This window comes from candidate division WOR-3 bacterium (assembly GCA_039804165.1).
GTDB lineage: Bacteria > Hydrothermota > UBA3072 > UBA3072 > UBA3072 > JAFGHJ01.
Genome location: JBDRZZ010000027.1, coordinates 1 through 21,440, shown reverse-complemented (window position 1 = coordinate 21,440; position 21,440 = coordinate 1). Strand labels below are relative to the sequence as shown.

Here is a 21,440-nt window from a genome sequence, read left to right as displayed (position 1 = left end):
ATTAAAAGCCATCCTTTTCCTTCTCTCTTTTCTCTAGGTAATTCCTCTCGCATGTAAAATCCTTCTGGCGGTTTCATGGGAAACAGGAACTTAGAAATCTCTAACCAATGCCTTTATTGACATTTTACCCTTCTCTTTGCGTTTTTCTATGTGTTTGAGTGTCTTATTATGGACTCCCTGATGTGCTCTGGAAGGGTTATATAAGCCTTCTATGCCATATTTATCCAAATTTTAAGCCATTTGTAAACGGTAGGCCTTCCTGGGTTAAAAATACGGGCTACATCTCTATAGAGTCTTCTTTCGGATTTTTACCATCTCAAAATGAATTTTTACCTTATCAAAGGGTTGCATATTTTTATAACCTCGCCCTATTGATAATAAAACGTGTTTCCTCCTTTTTTGTTTGTCTTTAAAAGGAGGGGATTTATTTTAACAATCATTGCAACTCCTTAATTCTTCTAACCAACAATTTAGAACAATTTCGCTTATCTCTCTATAAATCTCATCTTTTTTTTTGAAAAATACCTTATATTTTTTAGGTTTATATTTAAATCTACCCTCTTTATCCCCAGAACCTCCACAAAGTGTAAACCACCTGCTTTGGATTTAACACTCTTTTTCTAATGACTCTTGACAAAAGATAAAAAAAGAATATTTTTTAAAGTTAAGTTTCTATCACCTACTTTAAAAACTTTAAGGAGGTTTTTTAAATGGCTATAGGTAAAGTGAAGTGGTTTAGTGACAGAAAGGGTTATGGTTTTATCACGATGGAAAATTCAAAAGATGTATTTGTGCACAATTCGTCTCTTAAGGACGGATTAGTTACTCTTTCTCAGGGTGATAAGGTAGAGTTTGAACTTGTGGAAAGCGAAAAGGGACCAAAAGCTGAAAATGTGAGAAAGATTCGTTAAGATCTTAATTTTTTCCCTAAGAATTGCCCCCTTGATTTATTATTCTAAATCGTTATATTTAGCTTTAAAAAGAGAAAGGGGAAAATAATTGTCTTTTTGCAGAGAGAAAATTGTAGGTTTTTTAATAGTATTTGTTATACTATTATCAATATATTTATATACAATTGCGCCTACCGTCCCTTTATGGGACTGTGGAGAATTTATAGCTTGTTCTCATATTTTGGGAGTTCCTCACCCTCCGGGGACTCCCTTTTATGTTATTATTGGTAGAGTTTTTGACATTTTTCTTCCTTTTAAAGAAGTAGCAAAGAGAGTAAATTTTATTTCGGCTCTTTCAAGTGCTTTAGCAGGTGGCTTTCTCTATATTGTAATACTTTTAGTATTTCAAAGATTTAGAGAGAATAAAGGTAAAAAACTTTCTTTAGCACATCACTTATTTGCGATTTTCTCTTCAATAGGAGCTGGCTTATGTTTTAGTGTATGGGATAGTTCTGTTGAGGCAGAGGTTTATACTCCCTCCATTCTAATTATTATTTTGTGTTTATGGCTTATCCTTTATTGGGATGATAAAAGAGGCACAAGAGGGTATAACAATTATCTTTGGCTAGTTGTTTACCTAATTTCGCTTTCGTTTGGGATACACTTACTTCCTTTACTTCTTATCCCTGCGGTCTTAATTTTTGTAATAATTAGAAATCCTAAGGCATTTAAAAATCCTAAGTTAATTTGCTTCTCAATTATTCTTATATTGGTGGGTGTTTCAACTTACTGTTATCTTATGATTAGAGCCAAAGCTAATCCTTCTATAAATGAAGCAGATCCAAGTACTCTATCCGCATTATGGGATGTAATCTCCCGAGAGCAATATGGTCCGATGAAAATTCTTCCAAGAAAAACTCAAATAGACACACATTTATCAACCTTTGTTGCTTTTTTTGAGCAGGTAAAAATATTCTTTAAATATTTTTCATGGCAATTCTTTCCATATCCAAGAGAGCTAACAAACAATCTTCTTAAGTATTCTTCAATAGTAGGAACATATTTATATGTTTTTTTAGGGCTTTTGGGGATTTATGCCCATTTTAAAAGGGATAAAGACTCTTTTTGGTTATTCTTTATTTTGTATATTCTTTTAACCCTTGGGCTTGTTACCTATCTCAATTTAAAATTCTCCCCCTCTGATCCCAATCCAGCTCATCAAGATAGAGAAGTTAGAGAGAGAGACTATTTCTGGGCGCCTGCTTTCTTTCTATTTATGTTTTATGTATCAATTGGTTTATATTCTTTATACGAAGAGATAAAGAAAAGAAAGGCTTTATCCAGTTATTTCATTTTAGGATTGGCTTTCCTTCTTGGTTTTTTGCCATTGATTTCTAATATAAAAAGTCATGTAAATAGGAGAGGAGATTGGATTGCTTCAGATTATGCTCATAATTTGTTGATAACACCTGAGGATAATTCAATTCTCTTTACTTATGGAGATAATGATACTTTTCCTGTTTGGTTCCTTCAGGAAGTGAAATCCTTTAGGAAGTTTGATCCTGTGAACAAGAAGGGTGTTCGAATAGCAAATTTCTCTCTAATGAATACCTCATGGTATATAAAACAACTAAAGCTTAGTGGTATCCCTATGGATTTTGATTCTCCTTTTAGGGGAACAGGGATTGAAAGAAAATATCATAGTGAGAAAAGAGAAGGATTAACAAACTTGGAATTTGAGGATTGGGTTATAGAAAACATTGCCCCTATAATGACTGAGGATCGTAAATGGCTTCGAGTCTCAGACATTGTGGTAAGAAATATTATCCTTTCATCTCTTGGAATAACACCTTCTTCTGAAGATTTCCTTATTCCTGCGGATTCTTTTGTTAACAAGTATATAAAAGAAGATTTCAATCCTTCTATTAATATTTATTTTTCTTTCCCTGTAGAGACTTACTCTACAAGAGTCTTTGGTCGCCATCTTGAGTTAGAAGGCTTCGCTTATCGTCTTGTTGGAAAGAAGGGAAAGAGATTGGTAAATTACGAGAGAATGTTTGATAATCTTGTAAACAAATTTAAGACAAGTTATTGTGAAAATCCTAATATTTATACAGGGCCAGCTGAGAAACAGCCATTAGGCAATCACTCTTTTCTTTATTTAAATTTTGGTGAATATGCTCTTCAAAAATTTATCAATAGAAAAGAGTTATCTCAGGCGGAAAGGGATACACTCATTTTGTTAGAAGAAATTTTTAAAAAGGCTTTCCTTTTCTCTATAGATTCCAAACTCTCTATTGGAGTTACTACTTCTGTAGCAGAAAATCTTAAAAAAATATACTCACTTATTAAGGAAGAAAGAAGAGCTACTGATTTTTGTGATTCTCTTCTTTATTTATATAAAAAATATCCTGCCTTGCATCTTCTAAGAGGGGAAATGCATCTTTTCAAGGGAGAAATGAATATAGAGGAAGCTGAAAAGGATTTTGAGGAAGCCAAAAGGAGTTTTGAATTATTACTTAAGGACGAAGAATATAAACCTTTAGGTTATGTGGGTCTCGTTAAGCTTTATTATAATGATTCTAACAAATTGAAAGAGGTGCTCATAGAGCTTAGCAAAGATTCTGTTGCCTTGGAGACTACATTTTTTGTTGTTATGAGATACGAACCAAAGTGCGCAATAAAACTACTTAATTTATGGAAGGAGTTGTATCCTGGAGATGCTTCAAAAGTAGACTTATTGATTGAGAAGCTTCAAGAAAAATAAAAGTTAACCCAATATGGAGTGGATTACGGTTCCGTCTTTTGCTAAAGTAAACCTTGGCCTTTATATTAAAGAGAAAAGAGAGGATGGTTTTCATTCTATTGAGTCTATTTTTCAGACAATATCTCTAAAAGATTTACTCTCTTTTAAGTTAGAAGGAAGCCAAATAGAAATAATTTGTGATGAGCCAGATTTTCCAAAGGATTCTTCTAATTTGATTTATAAAGCAGCTCAACTATTTAAAGATAAGATTAAATCTTTAGGCGTTAAAATAAAAGTTGAAAAAAGAATACCAATAGGAGCTGGATTGGGTGGAGGTAGCTCAAATGCAGGTGTGACTCTTTTGACTTTAAACAAACTTTTAGGGTATCCTAAAAATATGGAAGAACTATTAGAGGATGCCAAAAAACTTGGTTCTGATGTTCCTTTTTTCTTAAAAGGAGGGACAGCCCTTGTTAAAGGTAGAGGGGAGGAGGTTGAGTGGGTAAAAGATATTCCCATTCTTAATTTTCTTCTTGTAATTCCTAGGTTTCGGATAGCTACAAAAGATGCTTATACCTGGTGGGATAATTATAAAAAAAAACACTTGACAAATGAGGATTTAAGATTTATACTTCAAGAAATGCAAGAAGGGAAAAAGGAAAGTTTGAGTAAGTTACGTAATTCTTTTTGGGAAGTAATAAGACAAAAATACCCTTATTTAAGAGAAATTATGAAAAGCTTAAAAAGAATGAAACCAATAAATGTTATGTTAAGTGGTTCTGGTCCTGTTATATTTGCTATACTTGGATCAGAAAGTTCCAACTTTATGGTGGGAGATATAGAGAAAGAATGCAATGTAATTAGCTGCCATAGTATCTCCCGTAAAGAGTACTTCACCTTGTTAAAACAAAAGGAGGACTAAATGGAACTCACAGAAGTACGTGTAACATTAAGAGATGAACCTAGATTAAAGGCTTTTGTAAATGTCACCTTTGATGACGACTTCGTTGTTAGAGGAATGAAGGTTATTGAAGGAAAGAAAGGACTTTTTGTGGCTATGCCTTCCAGAAAAGGGAGAGATGGAGTTTTTAGAGATATCGCACATCCGATAAATAACAATATGAGAAAGAAACTGGAAAGAATTGTTCTTGAGAAGTATTACAAGAAATGTGAAGAAGAAGGCAGAAAGCCAAGAAGTTCTAAAATTGAGCAGGAAGATTTTGAAGCTCCAGAGGATAACATTAACATAGAGAATAAGGGATCAAAGGAGGAAGCATCTAACTACCAAGCTGATATTCAGGGAAGTAACGCAGAAGGATTTTAGGTAAAATTTTAAGTTATATTTAAGAAATTTGGGGCGTCGCCAAGCGGCAAGGCACGAGATTTTGGGTCTCGCATTCGTAGGTTCGAATCCTACCGCCCCAGATATAAAATAAAAATGGAGCTAAAAGTTTTTTCAGGTTCAGGGAGTTTAAAATTAGCGGAAGGGATTGCTAGATACCTTAATATATCTTTATCTTCCATTGAAAGAAAGAAATTTTCCGATGGAGAAATTTTTGTCCAGATAAAGGAAAATGTTAGAGGGAGAGATGTTTTTGTTGTTCAATCTACAAATCCTCCAGCAGAGAATCTTATAGAGCTTTTACTAATGATTGATGCTTTACGCCGAGCTTCAACGGGGAGAATAACAGCTGTTATACCTTATTATGGATATGGAAGGCAAGAGAAAAAAGACAAACCTCGAGTCCCAATTTCCGCTAAACTATTTGCAAATTTATTGGAGACTTCAGGGGCTGATAGAATCTTAACTATTGACTTACACGCGCCTCAGATAGCTGGCTTTTTTGATATTCCTGTGGATCATCTTTTTGCAGCTCCCGTATTCATCAAACACATAAAAGAGATGAAATTATCAGAAGAGGAAATTGTAATTGTTTCTCCTGACGTAGGAAGAGTTGAGGTTTCAAGAGCTATTGCAAAAAAGATTAGTTCTAATATACCAATTGCGATTGTAGATAAAAGAAGACCTGAACCAAATCATTGTGAAGTCGTTCATATAATAGGAAATGTAAAAGATAAATTTGCTATTATAATTGATGACATAGTAGATACAGCAGGAACTTTAACGGAAGCAGCTAATGAATTGAAAAAGCAAGGAGCAAAATCTATTTATGGGTACATAACTCATCCTGTGCTTTCAGGAGAGGCAATCCGTAAAATTAACTCTTCAGCTCTTGACAAACTTGTTGTTACAGATACAATACCTCTAAATGATAAAAGAAGTGAAAAGATAGAGGTTGTTTCTGTAGCTGAGCTTTTAAGCGAGGCTATAATAAGAATTCATAAAAATCAATCTGTATCATCACTTTTTGTATAGAAAAAAATAGGAGGCAAACTTGATAAGAGCAAAGAAGTTAGAAGTAAAAGAAAGAAAAGAAATTGGTAAAAATCAAGTAAAAAAAATAAGAAAAGAGGGATGGGTTCCTGGAGTTATTTATGGGCATGGGGAGAAAAGTAGGCTTATTAAGGTAAAAGAGGAAGATTTAAAGGAACTCATTCATAGCCTTCATTCTGAAGCTACGCTTTTGAATTTACGTTGTGAAAATGAAGACTTGCAGGTTATAATTCGGGAGGTAACCCGAAATCCGCTGAATGAGAAATTACTCCATGTGGATTTTCAACACATACATGAGGAAGAAGAAGTGAGCGTCCATGTTATGCTTGAATTTGTAGGAAAGGCTAAAGGTGTAGAGGAAGGCGGGATTTTAAATATTGAGCACAGATATTTGACGGTAAAGTGCTTACCACGGAATATTCCAGAGAAGATTACTGTAGATATTTCTTCTCTTGGGATAGGGCAATCTCTTCATGTTAAAGATCTTAAAGTTCCAGAAATGGTAAAGGTGGAGGAAGATCCTTATGCAACTATCGTGAATGTTTTATCTCCAAGAAAGATCGTGGAAGTAGCTCCTACTGCACCAGAAACTCCGTTGGTTGAGGAAGTAGCGGAACCCGAGGTTATATCAAAGGCGGCTTCTTCTGAGAAGGCTAAAGAGGAGCAAAAAGAGGAGAGTGAAAAATAAATTATCGTGCAGCGATAGGTCTTGGGAATTATTCCTTAGAATACAAAGGAACTAGGCACAATCTTGGAGTTAGGGTGATAGAGTTTATATGCAGAGAGGAAAATTTAAATCTCAAACCGGGTAAGGGACATTATTATTACTCGAAAAAAGGAAATCTTTTGTTAATTTACCCTACAACTTTTGTAAACGAAAGTGGATTTGTTGCTTTAGAGGTCTTTCAACACTTTTCTCTTTCTTTAGAAGACATCCTTATTATATTGGATGATATAAACTTACCTTTTGGGAAGTTAAGGTTAAGAAGAAAGGGAAGTGATGGAGGTCACAAAGGTCTTTATTCGGTGATTTACCATCTTGGTAGTGAGAATATTCCAAGATTGAGAATTGGCGTTGGAAGTCCACCAGAATCTATTGATAATGCGACTTGGGTTCTATCTAAGTTTAGCGAAGCTGAAGAAAAAGAGATGAGTAGAATATTAGAAAGAGCAAAAGAAGCTGTATTTCTTTGGGCAGAAGAAGATATTGAAATAGCAATGGCTAGAATAAACAAAAATTGATTAAAAGGAGGTTTATTTTTAATGAGAAGATATGAGTGCACCTTTATTATTAATCCAGATAAGGAAAACGAGGTTAAGCAAATTATAGAGGAGGTCAAAAATCAGCTTGAGGGAGAGAAAGGGAAAATTGAAAAGATTGATGAGTGGGGTATTAGGAAACTTGCTTACGAAATTGATGGATATGATAAAGGGTTTTATACAGTAATAAATTTCGAGGCTAAACCCGATAAGGTTAATGATTTTAAAGAGTATATGAGGAAAAATAGCAACATTTTAAGATATATTTTATTAACCCAAAAGAGGTAATTTATGTCTGAATATAGAATTCCAAATGTAAATTATGTTATAATATCTGGAAGAACAACTTCGGATCCTGTTTTAAGTTATACGGAGAAAGGAGTGGCATATCTACGGTTTAGGATTGCATCTAATAGGAATTTTAGAAGTAAAGATGGGGAGTGGCAAGAGGAAACAACTTTTGTAGGGATAACTCTTTGGGGAGATCAAGCAGAAAGGCTAAGCGAGGTAATTAAGAAAGGAGTCCCTGTTTTAATAGAAGGAAGACTGTCCAGTTATACAAGAGAAGTGGAAGGGTTTAAGAGAACCGAAGTTAGTGTAAGAGCATTTAGGGTTCAAGTTTTGCTTAAGACAGGAACCCCATATCTAGAGGGAGAAGCAGAGGCTGAGGAAGAAAAAATAGAAGAAGCTACCTCAGAGGAAGAAGTTCTCCCTCCTGATGAGGAAGAGCTTCCTTTTTAGTTAAAAAGAAAAGTTGGTGCAAGACTTTATTAGAATAGGGAAAAAATTAGCTCAGGATAATTTGATATATGCTAATTTTGGGAATATGAGTGAAAGAGTTGGAGAAAAGATTCTTATTACAGGAACAGGAACAATGTTGGATGAGTTGAAGGAAGAAGATATAATTGAGGTTCCTCTTGAAGGTCCTTCTCAGTTTGATTTTAAAGCATCTTGTGAGCTCATTGTTCATAGAAGTATTTATAAAGAAACACCTGCTTGCGCAATAATTCATGTTCATTCTCCATTTGCAGTTTTGCTCTCAATTATTGCAGAAAAATCTGAAATTGTCCCCAAAACTATGGAGGGAGAGAAAATAATCGGAGTAATTCCCATTGTTGAAGGAGAAAGCGGAACTCCAAGATTAGCTTCTGCTGTCTCAAGTGCTCTTAGAGAACACAAAACCTGTATTGTGAAAAATCATGGAACATTTGTGAGAGGTAGTAATATTATAGATGCATATATAAATGTAACCACTCTGGAACATTTTTGTAAGATTTTTTATTACTATGAACTTTACAAAAAATAGGCGTAATTTTACGCCTTTGATATTGTTAATAGAATGTTCCTCTTTTCTCTTGGACCATCAAATTCGCAAAAGAAGATGTTTTGCCAAGTTGAAAGACCCAATTTACCATTAATAATTGGTATTGTTTCACTAGGTCCAATGATTCCGGCTTTTAAGTGTGCGTCTGCATTTCCATCTTGAATATCGTGTCTCCAAATTCCCCTTGGGATGAGTCTTTGGAGTAAATCTATCACGTCTTCTTGAACGCTTTCGTCCCAGTTTTCTTGAATCATTATAGCGGCAGTTGCACCTTGAGCATAAACATTTACAAATCCTGTTTTTACCTTAGATTCTTTAACAAATTTCTCTACAGCTTGAGTGATGTCATATAGCCCTTCTCTTTTATCTGTGGTAATAGAAATTATTTTTTGCATCTTTTTCCTCCTTATATATGTCAAAAAGAGAAATTATTTTCAATTTTTTTATAAAATCTTTCTCCTTGCCTACAAAAGATACAATTTTTTTCTCCTTTGGAAGTAAATCAAAGAAATTATCTGAAAAGAAACCCTCTCCTTCAAAACTTAAGTAAACATTTTTAACAAGATTTTCAGAGAAAAGCTCGATTTCATAACCTTTTTTTGTAGAACGAATCTTTTTTGTAATTTTAGGTTTTGGCAAAATTAAATCTTTAGGAGGGAGAAAATAAAATAAGTTAGTAGTGAAAACTTTATCTTTACAAGTTAAGCTAACCACAAAAACAGAAGATTTTTTATTAATGCCTTTAAGGAGTTTTGTTTCTTTTTCTTTAAAGAAGCTTTTGCAACTGTTTGGTTCTATTTTTATCTCTTTTAAGTCTTTCCATTTTTCTTTCCCTTTAAAATCTATAATCTTCATCTCCAATTTTCCTAAAAATGGTTTTAAGAGATCAGAAACAACTTTCACCTCAAGAAAACCCTTATAGATAGAAACGATAGGTAGAATTGGAGTATAAGCTTTTTTGGCATAATAGTGGAACGCTTTCCATCTATTCTTGTAGTCGAGACTTGACCAGGAAATAGCAGGCCAGCAATCATTTAATTGCCAGTAAAGGGTTCCCATTGTATAGGGTTTCCATTTCCGATGAGTTTCAATTGCAAGCTTACCAGCCTCAGCTTGAAGGAGTTCTGAAACGTATATATAATGTTCAAAATTTTTGGGAGGTCTATAATAAATTTTTAAATAAGAATCTATTTTCTCATTGCCAAGAGGACTTTTTTGGTGTAATTTCATTACATAAGAAAAAATTTGTAAATCTTCTTGGTTTGTAAATTCTTCAATTGTCTTAAGTGGAGGATAAGCCTGAAACCCCCATTCTGAGAAAAATCTTCCTTTTTTTTCTTGAAATTTCTCTAAAGGATGATTCTTATGCCAAACTCCCCAGTAATGAACATCTCCAGAATTAGAATTTTCCATTTTTCTAAATCCCCCGCAGGGAGAGGATGGCCAATATGGGCGTGAGTTATCATATTTCTTACATAATTTTGGAAGCAATTTATAAAAAAGGTCTTCATAAGCTTTTTGGATTTTAGGAATTAATTCAGGATAGTTTTCTTTAATTTCTTTTTGGATTCTATTTTTTACTATTTCAATTTCGTTATTTCCACACCAAATTACAATGCAAGGATGATTTTTAAGACGTTTTATATTATCTATTATTTCCCTTTCTACGTTTTTAAAAAAATTTTTATCTCCAGGATATAAATGGCAAGCAAACATAAAATCTTGCCAAATCATAATTCCATATTTGTCACACAAATCGTAGAATAGATCTTCTTCATAAATTCCGCCACCCCAAACTCTGAGCATATTCATATTAGCTTCTTTGGCAGAGCTTAGAATTTCTCTGTAATTTTTTTCTAAAGCTTCTTGCGGGAAAATACTGCAGGGAATGTAATTGGCTCCTTTCGCAAATATTGGAATTCCATTAATTTCAAAATAAAACGACTCTCCTTTTTTGTCTTTATTTCGAATAAGCTTTGCTACTCTTAACCCTGTTTTAACTTTAATAGAGTCAATTTCTTTATTATCAATAATAATCTTCCCAGTAAACTCATAGATTGGTTGAGCTCCAAAGCCATTTGGCCACCACAATTTTGGTTTTATGATTTCGAAATTTATAGGGATTTGGTTTATTCCCTTTCTTAATGTTACTCTTACTGGAGGGACCTTATGTTCTTCTTTTCTTATTTTATAAGACAATTTTAAGACAGCTTCTTGGTTAGTTTTCGTTTCTACTTCAAATAAGGCTGAGAGAGAAGCTTTTTCTTTATTTAATTTTTTCTGAAGAATATGGAGGTAGTTTATCCGCGCCTTATCCCATCCGTGAATAAAAACTTTTCTCCATATTCCACTTGTTGTTAATTTTGGAGCCCAATCCCAACCATATTGATAGGAAGCTTTTCTGGTAAATGGACTTACTAAAGGTTCTTTTGGAAATTCATAAAGAGGTGAAATATAGTAAGGAATTTTATCTTCCGATTTTTCCATTTCTAAGAGTCCTTTCAAAAATGGAGGATCAAAATAAATTAGGAGTAGATTATCACCTTCTTTTAGAAGTTTTTTTATTTCCACTTTCCATTCCCTGAACATATTATTAGTGACTAATATTAGCTTTCCATTTAGGTATACTTTAGCATAAGTATCTAGCCCTTTAAAATGTAATTCAATATTTTCGTATTTAAGAAAATCTTTAGTAATATTAAAGGTTGTCTTGTATTCGAAAGGAACCTTATCAATCCAATAAAGTTTTGTTTCGTTGTCTCTATAAAAAGGCTCTGGAATTAATTTGTTTGTAAGAAGATCTTTATGAACACATCCGGGAACCTTTGCAGGAAACCATTCTTGGTTGCCAATCATTCTAAATTCCCAGTTTTCCTTTATTTCAAAAAATTGGTTCCTTCCCATTTGCTTTTAATTTAAGAGGGGATCCTTTAATGTCAAGTTTTACAATGTTTGTTAAGCGTTCCAAAGCTAGCATGTTTAAACTTTGAGATATAATTCATAAGGTCTCTTCATAAGCATGAACAGTTTCTAAATTCAAATTTTACGTCCATTGCCCTGGTGGTTATCTTCCTTAAATATTTCCTCCCTAACTCACATAAAAACTTAGCAAAAATATGTAGGAATGAGTTACTGATGTTTTAGTAATCAGAGGGCTTTCATAAAAAGATAGCAAAATGGAATGTCGTTCAGATGCTTGGTATCTATATCTATTTGAGTAAAAGCATCTTATGGACTTTATGAGGAGCTCTCGGGCGATTATAAACCTTCTATGCCATATTTGTCAAATTCTCTTAAGCTCCCACATTGAAAATTCGATCCCTCTCGGGTGTAGACTCTTTTTAGTATGTTTTGGAAGATCAAATGGTGTGTATATTTTTATAACCTCGTAATTCTGTAAAGCTCATATCTTTTTGCAAGATACTTTTTTCATAACTCCTTTTAGGTTTATTCTTTTTGTCCTGAAAACCTCTCCAAAGAGTATACCACCTAGTTTGGATTTAAGGTTTACAATTTTTGTGAGTCTTGACTTTTTGGGTATATTCTTTATTTTAAATTATGGATAAACTTGAAGTTGGCGTTTTATGGTTCTTTGTTTTTGTAAGAACTGTTATATTTTTTCTAATTATTTATTTTATCATTTTTGAACTCAGAAAATTTATAAGAAAACAAAAAGGAAATGGAAAAAGAGATTAAAGAAATTCTTGAGATTGAAAAAGAGGCAAAAAAAATCGTTGAAGAGGCTGAAAATAAAGCAGACCAAATAAGAAAAGAAGCTGAAAAAAAAGCTGAGGAGATTATTTTGGAAGCAAAGAGGGAGGCAGAATCTATAATTGCCACCTATAAGGTAAGACTTTCCTCTTTTTTGAAAGAAGAGGAAAAAGAGAATGAGGAAAAAGAAATAAATATAAGAAAAACCGGGTTAAAAATTTATGAAGAAGTAAAAGAAGAATTACTTGATGAGTTGATGAAATCTTTCCTGCCTATATAAAACTCATTAAAATGTGAAAATCAAAAAGAAAATAAATGAGCTATTCAATATATCCTAAATTAAGAGCAATATATTCATTTCTACCTACTTCTGCTGAAACAGAAGAGCTTCTCTATTCTAAGGATGTTTCAGAGTTTAAAAATCATGTTATTGAGATGAGATTTTTAAAAAGATTCCCTCTTATAGACTCTGATATTGAATCTCATTTAAGGAGGATCCCTTTTTCCCTTGGAGAAAAAGTAAGAAAACAAATGTCTGAGCCATCGGTTCTTTTTTTTGAGGCTTATCTTAGAGGTTATGAGTTAGAAGATATTAAGAACATAATTCGTGGAGGGAAAGGATTCTTCACTCGAGAACTAAGGGATAAGAATTTAAGTATAGAAGAATTGAATACCTATATGCAAAATAGATTTTGGAAGATTCCTTGGAATAGTGGGTATTCAAGGTATGAAGAGAAAAAGGATAAAATTGAGCTTGAACTTCCCCTTGATCGCTATTACTATTATTCCCTTTTAAAAGAGACAAGAAATTTATCTTCAAAGGAAAGGTCACAAGTTAGAGAGTTTCTTCTAAGTTTTATAAACTTAAAGAATAGAGTTTATCTTTTCCGGCTAAAGAATTTTTATGCTTTGAGCGATTTTGAAATAAAAAAGCTTTTAATCCCTATTGGAGAAGTTTATGAAAATATAAAAGAAGAAAAAGGTCTATCTGAAGGGAGTTTTAGGAGAGAGATTAGTAAAATTTGCTATAAGGATTTTAAATTTAGAATGTTTACGATGAGAGCAATCCTTGCTTTTTTCTTTCTTCTTAATGAAAAAATAAATGAAATTCTTTCTATTTATAGGGCTAAATTACTACAATTAAAGCCCCAAGAAATAATAGAAATGTGGAGGAAACTCTATGTGGGTTCCTGAAGAAATGACGCATTTTTTGCTTGGGGTAGTTGAAGAAGATCTACAAGCAGCTCTTGATTTTATTGGAAAAGAAGGGAAATTCCATCTTGTAGAGTTTTCTCATCGCTGGCTAAAGGAAACCCAATATAAAGAAATCTATAGGAAGTTGGAGGAATCCAGTAAAAGGATAAAGGAAATTATTGAGTATTTTGGAATTAAAAGTCTAAAGGAAATTCCATTAAAAGCTGTGGACATAAATAAGGTTAGGGAAGAAGCAGAGAAATTTCTTAATGAATTTGAAGGAAAATTAGGAGAGAAAAGAAGTAGGCTTACAACATTAAAAGAGGAGGAAACAGAGTTGAATCTTGTTTCAGAACTTTTAGCTTTACTTCCAGAGATAGATACCCCTATTGAAGAAATCCGGGAAGGTAAATTTATTAAAATGATTGGCGGAACTATTCCCTCGTCAGAAGAAAAAAATCTTTACGAGATTTTGAAGGGAAGAGACGTTCTTGTTTTTAAAAGGAAATTCCAAAAGGGGATAACCCCAATTATTATCTTTTTCTCCTCTTTTGAGGAGGAATCTTTAGGGAAAGTTTTAGAAAGTGTACATTTCGAAGAACTTAAGGTTTTTTCTAAATTGGAAGGTTCTATTCTGGGATTGAAAGATAAAATTGAGAGTAAATTTTGGGAAATAAAGGAAGAGAGAGCCACTCTTCAGGCTTCTATTAAAAGAATGGGTAGAAACATAGAAGAAAATATCTTGAGATTGAATAGAGAAATAGATATTTCACTCTTAGAGTTGGTTTGGTTAAGCAAGACCGCAAGATCCGATAAGATATTTTTCATAAGTGCTTATTTACCAACTAAGGTGGTCTTTGAAGTTAAACAAAAGGCGAAAAATCTTAATATTTATATTTTGAAAGAAGAAACAATAAAAAGGAAAAACGAAGAGGCAAAAATAACTCCCACAAAACTTAATAATCCTTTTCTTTTTCGTCCTTTCGAACTCCTTGTTAATACTTATGGGATTCCTTCCTATAGAGGAATAGATCCTACCATTTTTACAACAATTTCTTTTTTGCTATTTTTTGGAATTATGTTTGGAGACTTTGGACATGGGCTTATTTTAATTTCAATAGGTATTGCCTTATTTTTCATTAGGGTTATGAGAAAATTCGCCATTCTCCCTGTGTTATTGGGAATTTCTTCTGCAATTTTTGGAGTAATTTTTGGAGAGTTTTTTGGAACTCATCCTTTTCAGCCTCTATGGTTTTCTCCTTTCAGAGAACCTGAAAAAGCAATGCTTTTCGCTGTATATCTTGGAGTTGTAATTGTAAGTTTTGGTTTTATTCTTCGCTTGGTAGAATTTATTATGGAAGGGAATAAAGAAGAGTTATTTCTATCGGGTTATGGGTTACCAGGTTTTATTTTTTATCTTTCTTCCCTTGCTTTCACCTTTTCATTAATAAGGAGAATCAGTAGTAAATTTATTATATCGGAAGGAGCAATTATTGGGATGAGTGCTTTAGTTGTTGCTCTTGGTATTCCTTTAAAAGACGCTTTTAAAGAAGGAATCAGCTCGAATAAATTATTACTCTCTTTAGGAGAATTTATCCATCTTCTCCTTGCAATGATTTCTAATACTCTTTCTTTTATCCGAGTTGCAGCTTTTAATATTGGACATATTATCTTGACAATGTCTCTTCTTGAAATTTCGAGTATATTTGAAAAAATGATTGGGAGAGGAAGCGCTACAACATTGATTTTTGGGAATTTTCTCGTTGTAGGTCTTGAAGGGATGATTGTTTTTATTCAAAGTTTAAGGCTTGAATACTATGAATTTTATTCTCGCTTTTTTGAAAGAGGGAAAGAAATTTATAAACCCATAAAAATAAAATAGGAGGTAATTTATGGATAAATTTGAAGAAATAATGGAAGGATTGAAAAAGTTTAATGTTGTTTTTTTAACTCTTGCTCTAATTTTAGGATTGACTGGTTTTGGTTTGGTTCTAACGCCCGTTTCTCTTTTTGGACAAGAGGGTGTTTCTGCTCAGCCAGTAAGTAGGAGTTATGCGGGATGGGCTTTTCTTGCTGCTGGGCTCTCAATATCCGTTTCTGTGCTTGGCGCCGGAATTGCTCTTTCAAAGATTGGTTCTAGTGCTATGGCTGCCCTTGCTGAGAAGCCTGAAATTATGGGAGCTGCAATCGTTTTTGCGGGACTTGCTGAGGGACTTTCCATCTGGGGATTAATTGTCGCTGTTTTAATCTTAATAAAAGTATGAAGATAAAGGTTATTGGTGATGAATTCGCTTGTATTGGCTTTGCTCTTTTGGGAGTTTCCACAGTCTCCGTTGAAGATAAGGAATCTGTTGAGAAGGAGTTTGAGAAGGCTCTCAAAGAAGATGACCTTGGAATTATTCTAATTACAGAAAATGAAGCCGAGCTTATCAGAGACAAAATTACAAAACAAAAGACCAAAGGTCAGTTACCTCTTGTTGTGGAAATTCCAGGAAGGAGCGGGTGGAAGGAAAGAGGGAAAGCCCTTGAGCTTTTTAAGAAGGTTTTAATGATTAAAATATGAAGGAAAATATAAACGAGTTGAAAGAAAAAATAATAAGTAATGCAAGAAAAGAAGCGGAAATTATTCTTCAAAGAGCAGAAAAGGTAAGAGAAAGAATCCTAACTCAGGCAAGAGAAGAAGAAAAGAAGGTAAAAGAAGAAGCAGAAAAAAAAGGAAAATCCCTGTTTGAAAAGGGTAAAGAGAAATTCTTTTTCAGAAAAAAAATAAATGAAAGAAAAGGAATCCTTTTTTTGAGGAAACAGCTATTTGAGATGTTGCAAAATGATTTAATAGAAAAACTTACTTCAATGTTTAAAGAAGGAAAACTCAATAGTTGGATAAGAATTTCTTGCGAAAGGATTGCTAAGGAAGAAGGAGAGATCGTTTTAGTCGCAAAAGAAGAAGAACTTGATCGTTTTAAGAATATTTGTGATGGAATAAAAGGTTTAAGTTTTTCTCCTAGATCCATTATAGGAGGTTTTCTAATAATAGGGAAAGAAAGTGAATACGATTTTCGTTTTTCTACAATTGCAAATAAAATAATAAAGCAAAATATGAGAAAGATTGCAGATAAATTAGGAGTAAGAAGTGGGTGAAGCTATAATAAAAAAGGTTGAAGGCCCTATAGTTGTTTCTAAGGAGACGAAGGACTTTCATATGAATGAAGTCGTCCTTCTCGGAGAAGAAGGGTTAATCGGAGAGGTGATAAAGATTAATGGAGATGAGGCTACTGTTCAGGTTTATGAAGATACAATAGGTCTTTATCCTGGAATTAAGATTTTTGGCACAGGCAAGCCTTTATCTGCTGAGCTTGGTCCAGGTCTTGTTTCAAATACCTTTGATGGGATTCAGCGTCCACTTGCAACTATAAAGGTAAAACAAGGAATTTTTGTAAAAAGAGGAGCAAAAGTTACACCTCTTTCAAGAGAGAGAAAATGGAAAGTTGAACTAAAGGTTCGTAAGGGAGATGTGGTGGGACCAAATTCAATTGTTGGAGAAGTAGAGGAAACTTCTTTAATTAAACACAGAATTTTAATCCCTCCTGGAATAAGAGGGAAAGTTATTGAGGTGGAGGAAAAATCTGAATATCTTGTAACAGATACCATTTGCCTATTAGAAAAAGAAAATGGAGAAAGAGTAGAGATAAAATTATTTCACTCCTGGCCTATTAGGAGAAAAAGACCAATTTTAGAAAGAATCCCTCCAAAGGAAATAATGGTTACTGGTCAGAGAGTTATAGATACGGTTTTTCCAATTGCGAAAGGAGGTGTTGCGGCAATTCCTGGGGGCTTTGGAACAGGTAAAACTGTCACACAGCACTCTCTTGCGAAGTGGTCAGATGTCGATTTAATTGTTTATATTGGTTGTGGAGAAAGAGGCAATGAGATGGCTCAGGTTTTGGAAGAATTTTCAAAACTTAAGGATCCAAGAACGGATAGGTTCCTTCTTGAAAGGACAGTTCTTATTGCTAACACATCAAATATGCCGGTTACTGCAAGAGAATCTAGTATATACACTGGGATAACAATAGCTGAGTATTTTCGAGATATGGGATACGATGTTGCTCTTTTTGCTGATTCAACCTCACGTTGGGCAGAAGCTCTCCGAGAAATATCCGCAAGAATGGAAGAGATGCCTGCAGAGAAAGGTTATCCAGCTTATCTTGGAAGCCGACTTGCCGAATTTTACGAAAGGGGAGGTTGTGCAAAGGTAACAGAAGATAGAATAGGGTCTATTAGTATAGTAGGAGCTGTGTCCCCTCCAGGTGGGGACTTTACTGAACCGGTTACAAGCCACACCAAAAGATTTATAGGAGCACTTTGGGTTTTGGATAGAGAGCTTGCCTATTCAAGACATTATCCAGCTATTTCATGGATGGAGTCTTATTCGGATTATCTTGATAAGGTGAGTGAGTGGTGGGAAGAAAAAGGATTGCCGATTGTTGAGTTTCGCAAAAGATTGATGAATGTTTTAATTGCGGAAGCTTCTTTAAGAGAAATTGTGCAATTGGTTGGAGAAGGGGCTTTACCTGAAAAGGAGAGACTCACGCTACGGATAGCTGAACTTATAAAAGAGGGATTCCTCCAACAAAATGCTCTTTCTTCTACTGATGCATACTGTAGTCCAGAAAAACAATACAAAATGCTGGAAATAATATTTTATTTTGCAGATGAAGTAGAGGAACTCTTGAAAATAGGAGTTCCATTATTTAAGATAGAAGAATCACCTATTTTTTCTATGATTAAGAGAATGGGAGAAGAAATTAGAAATGAAGAAATTTTTAAATTTGATGAGCTAAAAGAAAAGATAAAAGAGGAATTTTCTAATTTAAGAGAAAAGTATGGATAACATTTTTGAGAAAAAGCATATCGGTGCTACTGCAATAAGTGGTCCATTTCTTTTTGTGGAAAAGATTAAAGGAGTTGGGTTTGGGGAAATGGTGGAAATAGAGCAGGAAGAGGAGAAAAGAGTGGGAAGAGTAGTTGAGGTTGATGAAGACAGAGCTATTATCCAGATATTTTCAGGGACAAGCGGACTTAATAGAAATAGAGTAAAGATAAGATTTACAGGTTCTCCAATCACCATTTCTGTTTCAGAAGAAATGCTTGGTAGAGTTTTTGATGGGATAGGGAGGCCAATAGATGGAGGTGGAGAAGTTATAGGAGAAGAGGAAGTAGATATTAATGGACTACCTTTAAATCCAGAGGTAAGAGAATATCCGAGAGATAATATAATAACAGGAATATCTGCAATAGATGGACTTGCTACTCTAATTCAGGGTCAAAAATTACCAATTTTTTCTTGCTCGGGTTTACCTCATAATGAAATGGCTGCTCAAATTGTAAATCAAGCCCAAATTTATAAGAATGAAGAATTTGTAATTGTTTTTGCGGCGATTGGAATAAAAGCTGTTGAAGCTGATTTTTTCCTTAAGAGCTTTGAAGAGGGCGGAAAATTAGATCGACTTATTACATTTTTAAATCTTGCAGATAGCCCTTCTGTGGAAAGACTTATTACTCCTCGGTGTGCTCTTTCTGTAGCTGAATTTTTTGCTTTTAAGAAAGAAAAACACGTTCTTGTCATTTTGACTGATATTACCAATTACTGCGAAGCTCTAAGAGAGATCTCATCTATTAGAGGAGAAGTTCCTTCTAAAAGAGGATACCCTGGATATCTTTATAGTGATCTTGCTTCAATTTACGAAAGAAGCGGAAAAGTAAAAGGGGGAAAAGGGTCTATAACTCAAATACCAATCTTAACAATGCCAAATGATGATATTACTCATCCAATTCCAGATCTCACAGGTTATATAACAGAGGGACAAATTGTCCTTTCAAGAGAAATGCATCAAAAAGGGATTTATCCTCCTTTTGACACTTTATCCTCTCTTTCAAGATTGATGAAAGACGGAATTGGCGATGGTAAAACAAGAAAAGACCACTTTAATCTTTACAATCAACTATATACTTCCTATTCGAGGGTTCAAAAAGTTCGTTCTCTTGCTTCAATAATAGGAGAAGAAGAATTATCAGAAGTGGATAGGAGTTATCTTGCTTTTGGAGAGAAATTCGAAAAGGAATTTATAAAGCAAGATCCAAAGGAATTAAGAAGCATTGAGGAAACCTTAGATAAAGGATGGGAAGTGCTTAAGAAGCTTCCAAAAAGCGAATTAACAAAAGTGAAAGAGGAAGAGATAAATGAATTTTTGGAGTTTAAATGATCGCGTCTACCTTGACTAATTTGTTGAAACTTAAAAGGAAGTTGAATGTTGCGTTAGAAGGTCATAGCCTTCTTAAGGAAAAAAGAGAAGTTTTAATTATGGAACTTTTAAGAAATATTCGTGGATTTAAAGAAATGGAAGAAAGTCTTACCGAGAAGTTGAAAGAAGCTTATGGCACTCTTGAAACTGTATGGATTCATTCTGGCAAAGAAAAGCTTGAAATTTTAGGAAAAGTGAATCCTGAACCAGAGATTAAAGTAAAGTTGAGGTCAATAATGGGAATTGCGATACCAGAAATCTTTATAGATATTCCTTCTAAAAAAGTTCAAGTTAGTCTTAATTCTACTAGCCAATATTCTGATGAAGCTTTTACAAAGTTCAGAGAAGTGCTTCCGCTAATTGTGAAATGGGTAGAAAAGGAAGTTCTTATTTGGAAACTCGGAATGGAAATAGGAAAGACTCAAAAGAGAGTTAATGCTCTTGAGAAGGTCTTTATTCCCCAGTATAAGAAAGAAATTGGTATAATTGAAGAAAATCTTGAAGAAGAGGAAAGAGAAGAATTTTTTAGAATGAAGGTATTGAAAAAAGGGGGAAAATAATTATTATGGAAAGAATACTTTTATATATAGTATCAGGAGAAACAAGAGCTTCGTGGGAGAGAGCAATTGAAATTAGTAAGAGTTTAGAAGCCACTTTATTTGCCTTATTTATTGTAGATAAAGAAATTGTTAAAACGATGTCAGCTTTAAGAGGGATTAGTGAGGTAGAAGTAGCTATACAATTGGAAGAAGAGGGATGGAAATACCTTTACTATCTTGAGGAACTTGCTATTAGTAAGGAGGTGAAAACAGCCCTTTTTGTTGAAGAAGGAGACATAATAGATGTTCTCAAGAATTTTGTTAAAGAGAAGAAAATTGAACTTTTAATAGTAGGATATAGGGGTGGTCAAGGGATAGAAGGGAAGAAGGAGGAGAGAACGATTGAACAGTTGATTGAATATGTTCCTTGCCCAATTCTTATAGAAAAAGAAGGAGGAAGAAAATGATAGAAGAATTTCTTGATGAGGATTTAGTAATTGTTATAGATAGGGCTCCTGATAAGTTCAAAATGATTGAAAAGATGATTGATCAAGCTCTTAAAAAAGGTATAATAATAACAAGGGAGCCAATTCTTCAAAAGATTAGAGAGAGAGAGGAATTAGAAAGCACTGGAGTGATTGAGGGAATAGCAATTCCACATGCAAGAACAGAAGCAGTTAAAGATCTCTTAATGGTTATTGGAATTGTTAAAGAAGGCCTTGATTTTGATTCTCTTGATGGTAAGCCGGTTTATGTTGTTTTCTTGATTGTTGCACCAGAAGAGGCGAAGAGTAAATACATTCAAGTCCTAGCCAGAATTTCCAGAATGTGTAGGCAGGAAGAATTTAGAAAGGCTCTAATTGCTGCAAATTCGCCTTCTGAAGTGATTTCCATTTTAAAGAAGTTTAATAGTGTTTGAGGTTCTTATGAAATATTATGCTGATTTTCATATTCACTCTAAATTCTCTATGGCTACAAGTAAAAATATGGAGTTGCCTTTTATCGCAAAAGAGGCAAAAGCTAAAGGTGTTAATCTTGTTGGTACTGGTGATTTTACAAATCCTGGGTGGTTTTATCTT

General features: G+C 33.8%; 24 protein-coding genes and 1 tRNA gene. 23 read left to right on the top strand and 2 right to left on the bottom strand.

Annotation, left to right across the window (positions count from 1 at the left end; translation table 11 throughout):
• Positions 1–710 precede the first annotated feature (710 nt).
• The 11 genes from ABIN61_08120 (at position 711) to ABIN61_08070 (ending at position 8,597) form a co-directional block, all read left to right on the top strand.
• Positions 711–911, top strand: coding sequence for a cold-shock protein (locus ABIN61_08120; GenBank protein ID MEO0294165.1), 201 nt, complete (start codon positions 711–713; stop codon positions 909–911).
• Positions 912–999: 88 nt separating this feature from the next.
• A complete protein-coding gene (locus ABIN61_08115; GenBank protein ID MEO0294164.1) occupies positions 1,000–3,657 on the top strand; it encodes a DUF2723 domain-containing protein in 2,658 nt (885 codons plus the stop codon).
• 13 nt (positions 3,658–3,670) lie between these two features.
• Entirely contained in the window at positions 3,671–4,558 is an 888-nt protein-coding gene (gene ispE, locus ABIN61_08110; GenBank protein MEO0294163.1) for a 4-(cytidine 5'-diphospho)-2-C-methyl-D-erythritol kinase, read from the top strand.
• Positions 4,559–4,960, top strand: coding sequence for a septation regulator SpoVG (gene spoVG, locus ABIN61_08105; protein ID MEO0294162.1), 402 nt, complete (start codon positions 4,559–4,561; stop codon positions 4,958–4,960).
• A gap of 29 nt (positions 4,961–4,989) precedes the next feature.
• Positions 4,990–5,061, top strand: a tRNA-Gln gene (locus ABIN61_08100).
• A 13-nt stretch (positions 5,062–5,074) separates the two neighbouring features.
• Positions 5,075–6,013 carry a ribose-phosphate pyrophosphokinase gene (locus ABIN61_08095; GenBank protein MEO0294161.1) on the top strand — a complete coding sequence of 313 codons (939 nt, stop codon included), beginning with the start codon at positions 5,075–5,077 and terminating at the stop codon, positions 6,011–6,013.
• A 19-nt stretch (positions 6,014–6,032) separates the two neighbouring features.
• The gene (locus ABIN61_08090) at positions 6,033–6,719 is read left to right on the top strand and encodes a 50S ribosomal protein L25 (GenBank protein MEO0294160.1); all 687 of its coding nucleotides are present in this window, start codon (positions 6,033–6,035) and stop codon (positions 6,717–6,719) included.
• The gene (pth, locus tag ABIN61_08085; protein ID MEO0294159.1) at positions 6,716–7,273 is read left to right on the top strand and encodes an aminoacyl-tRNA hydrolase; all 558 of its coding nucleotides are present in this window, start codon (positions 6,716–6,718) and stop codon (positions 7,271–7,273) included. The genes ABIN61_08090 and pth overlap by 4 nt, the downstream gene beginning before the upstream one ends.
• A 21-nt stretch (positions 7,274–7,294) precedes the next feature.
• Positions 7,295–7,579: a 30S ribosomal protein S6 gene (gene rpsF / locus ABIN61_08080; protein MEO0294158.1), complete on the top strand. Its 285-nt coding sequence runs from the start codon at positions 7,295–7,297 to the stop codon at positions 7,577–7,579.
• 3 nt (positions 7,580–7,582) lie between these two features.
• The gene (gene ssb / locus ABIN61_08075) at positions 7,583–8,032 is read left to right on the top strand and encodes a single-stranded DNA-binding protein (GenBank protein ID MEO0294157.1); all 450 of its coding nucleotides are present in this window, start codon (positions 7,583–7,585) and stop codon (positions 8,030–8,032) included.
• A 16-nt stretch (positions 8,033–8,048) separates the two neighbouring features.
• Positions 8,049–8,597 carry an aldolase gene (locus ABIN61_08070; protein MEO0294156.1) on the top strand — a complete coding sequence of 183 codons (549 nt, stop codon included), beginning with the start codon at positions 8,049–8,051 and terminating at the stop codon, positions 8,595–8,597.
• 8 nt (positions 8,598–8,605) lie between these two features.
• On the opposite strand, the gene ABIN61_08065 is transcribed toward ABIN61_08070, so the two are convergent.
• Both ABIN61_08065 and ABIN61_08060 read right to left on the bottom strand, forming a co-directional pair.
• The gene (locus tag ABIN61_08065; GenBank protein ID MEO0294155.1) at positions 8,606–9,010 is read right to left on the bottom strand and encodes a secondary thiamine-phosphate synthase enzyme YjbQ; all 405 of its coding nucleotides are present in this window, start codon (positions 9,008–9,010) and stop codon (positions 8,606–8,608) included.
• Positions 8,979–11,519 carry a glycoside hydrolase family 2 protein gene (locus ABIN61_08060; protein MEO0294154.1) on the bottom strand — a complete coding sequence of 847 codons (2,541 nt, stop codon included), beginning with the start codon at positions 11,517–11,519 and terminating at the stop codon, positions 8,979–8,981. The genes ABIN61_08065 and ABIN61_08060 overlap by 32 nt, the downstream gene beginning before the upstream one ends.
• 654 nt (positions 11,520–12,173) lie before the next feature.
• On the opposite strand from ABIN61_08060, the gene ABIN61_08055 reads away from it, so the two are divergent.
• From ABIN61_08055 to ABIN61_08000, 12 genes are read left to right on the top strand one after another with little or no spacing between them, the layout of a single operon-like run.
• Positions 12,174–12,311, top strand: coding sequence for a hypothetical protein (locus tag ABIN61_08055; protein ID MEO0294153.1), 138 nt, complete (start codon positions 12,174–12,176; stop codon positions 12,309–12,311).
• Complete coding sequence (locus ABIN61_08050; GenBank protein ID MEO0294152.1) at positions 12,295–12,606, top strand: hypothetical protein; 312 nt, start codon at positions 12,295–12,297, stop codon at positions 12,604–12,606. The genes ABIN61_08055 and ABIN61_08050 overlap by 17 nt, the downstream gene beginning before the upstream one ends.
• A gap of 35 nt (positions 12,607–12,641) precedes the next feature.
• Positions 12,642–13,520: a V-type ATPase subunit gene (locus tag ABIN61_08045; GenBank protein MEO0294151.1), complete on the top strand. Its 879-nt coding sequence runs from the start codon at positions 12,642–12,644 to the stop codon at positions 13,518–13,520.
• Complete coding sequence (locus ABIN61_08040; GenBank protein ID MEO0294150.1) at positions 13,507–15,402, top strand: V-type ATPase 116kDa subunit family protein; 1,896 nt, start codon at positions 13,507–13,509, stop codon at positions 15,400–15,402. The genes ABIN61_08045 and ABIN61_08040 overlap by 14 nt, the downstream gene beginning before the upstream one ends.
• Positions 15,403–15,412: 10 nt before the next feature.
• On the top strand, positions 15,413–15,784 hold the full coding sequence (locus ABIN61_08035) for an ATP synthase subunit C (GenBank protein ID MEO0294149.1): 372 nt from the start codon (positions 15,413–15,415) through the stop codon (positions 15,782–15,784).
• Positions 15,781–16,083: a V-type ATP synthase subunit F gene (locus ABIN61_08030; protein MEO0294148.1), complete on the top strand. Its 303-nt coding sequence runs from the start codon at positions 15,781–15,783 to the stop codon at positions 16,081–16,083. Before ABIN61_08035 ends, ABIN61_08030 begins: the two co-directional genes overlap by 4 nt.
• Positions 16,080–16,658: a hypothetical protein gene (locus ABIN61_08025; GenBank protein ID MEO0294147.1), complete on the top strand. Its 579-nt coding sequence runs from the start codon at positions 16,080–16,082 to the stop codon at positions 16,656–16,658. The genes ABIN61_08030 and ABIN61_08025 overlap by 4 nt, the downstream gene beginning before the upstream one ends.
• Positions 16,651–18,411 carry a V-type ATP synthase subunit A gene (locus ABIN61_08020; GenBank protein ID MEO0294146.1) on the top strand — a complete coding sequence of 587 codons (1,761 nt, stop codon included), beginning with the start codon at positions 16,651–16,653 and terminating at the stop codon, positions 18,409–18,411. The genes ABIN61_08025 and ABIN61_08020 overlap by 8 nt, the downstream gene beginning before the upstream one ends.
• Complete coding sequence (locus tag ABIN61_08015; GenBank protein ID MEO0294145.1) at positions 18,404–19,783, top strand: V-type ATP synthase subunit B; 1,380 nt, start codon at positions 18,404–18,406, stop codon at positions 19,781–19,783. Before ABIN61_08020 ends, ABIN61_08015 begins: the two co-directional genes overlap by 8 nt.
• On the top strand, positions 19,780–20,382 hold the full coding sequence (locus ABIN61_08010) for a V-type ATP synthase subunit D (protein ID MEO0294144.1): 603 nt from the start codon (positions 19,780–19,782) through the stop codon (positions 20,380–20,382). Before ABIN61_08015 ends, ABIN61_08010 begins: the two co-directional genes overlap by 4 nt.
• 5 nt (positions 20,383–20,387) lie before the next feature.
• Positions 20,388–20,828: a universal stress protein gene (locus ABIN61_08005; protein ID MEO0294143.1), complete on the top strand. Its 441-nt coding sequence runs from the start codon at positions 20,388–20,390 to the stop codon at positions 20,826–20,828.
• Positions 20,825–21,280 (top strand): PTS sugar transporter subunit IIA, encoded by a 456-nt coding sequence (locus ABIN61_08000; protein ID MEO0294142.1) that lies wholly within the window; start codon positions 20,825–20,827, stop codon positions 21,278–21,280. Before ABIN61_08005 ends, ABIN61_08000 begins: the two co-directional genes overlap by 4 nt.
• Positions 21,281–21,440: the final 160 nt, after the last annotated feature.

Excerpts from the sequence above, each read along its gene's own strand:
- ABIN61_08120 (MEO0294165.1), top strand. The coding sequence starts at position 711 with ATGGCTATAGGTAAAGTGAAGTGGTTTAGTGACAGAAAGGGTTATGGT.
- ispE (MEO0294163.1), top strand. The coding sequence starts at position 3,671 with ATGGAGTGGATTACGGTTCCGTCTTTTGCTAAAGTAAACCTTGGCCTT.
- spoVG (MEO0294162.1), top strand. The coding sequence starts at position 4,559 with ATGGAACTCACAGAAGTACGTGTAACATTAAGAGATGAACCTAGATTA.
- ABIN61_08095 (MEO0294161.1), top strand. The coding sequence starts at position 5,075 with ATGGAGCTAAAAGTTTTTTCAGGTTCAGGGAGTTTAAAATTAGCGGAA.
- rpsF (MEO0294158.1), top strand. The coding sequence starts at position 7,295 with ATGAGAAGATATGAGTGCACCTTTATTATTAATCCAGATAAGGAAAAC.
- ssb (MEO0294157.1), top strand. The coding sequence starts at position 7,583 with ATGTCTGAATATAGAATTCCAAATGTAAATTATGTTATAATATCTGGA.
- ABIN61_08065 (MEO0294155.1), bottom strand. The coding sequence starts at position 9,010 with ATGCAAAAAATAATTTCTATTACCACAGATAAAAGAGAAGGGCTATAT.
- ABIN61_08060 (MEO0294154.1), bottom strand. The coding sequence starts at position 11,519 with ATGGGAAGGAACCAATTTTTTGAAATAAAGGAAAACTGGGAATTTAGA.
- ABIN61_08055 (MEO0294153.1), top strand. The coding sequence starts at position 12,174 with ATGGATAAACTTGAAGTTGGCGTTTTATGGTTCTTTGTTTTTGTAAGA.
- ABIN61_08050 (MEO0294152.1), top strand. The coding sequence starts at position 12,295 with ATGGAAAAAGAGATTAAAGAAATTCTTGAGATTGAAAAAGAGGCAAAA.
- ABIN61_08045 (MEO0294151.1), top strand. The coding sequence starts at position 12,642 with ATGAGCTATTCAATATATCCTAAATTAAGAGCAATATATTCATTTCTA.
- ABIN61_08040 (MEO0294150.1), top strand. The coding sequence starts at position 13,507 with ATGTGGGTTCCTGAAGAAATGACGCATTTTTTGCTTGGGGTAGTTGAA.
- ABIN61_08035 (MEO0294149.1), top strand. The coding sequence starts at position 15,413 with ATGGATAAATTTGAAGAAATAATGGAAGGATTGAAAAAGTTTAATGTT.
- ABIN61_08030 (MEO0294148.1), top strand. The coding sequence starts at position 15,781 with ATGAAGATAAAGGTTATTGGTGATGAATTCGCTTGTATTGGCTTTGCT.
- ABIN61_08025 (MEO0294147.1), top strand. The coding sequence starts at position 16,080 with ATGAAGGAAAATATAAACGAGTTGAAAGAAAAAATAATAAGTAATGCA.
- ABIN61_08015 (MEO0294145.1), top strand. The coding sequence starts at position 18,404 with ATGGATAACATTTTTGAGAAAAAGCATATCGGTGCTACTGCAATAAGT.
- ABIN61_08010 (MEO0294144.1), top strand. The coding sequence starts at position 19,780 with ATGATCGCGTCTACCTTGACTAATTTGTTGAAACTTAAAAGGAAGTTG.
- ABIN61_08005 (MEO0294143.1), top strand. The coding sequence starts at position 20,388 with ATGGAAAGAATACTTTTATATATAGTATCAGGAGAAACAAGAGCTTCG.
- ABIN61_08000 (MEO0294142.1), top strand. The coding sequence starts at position 20,825 with ATGATAGAAGAATTTCTTGATGAGGATTTAGTAATTGTTATAGATAGG.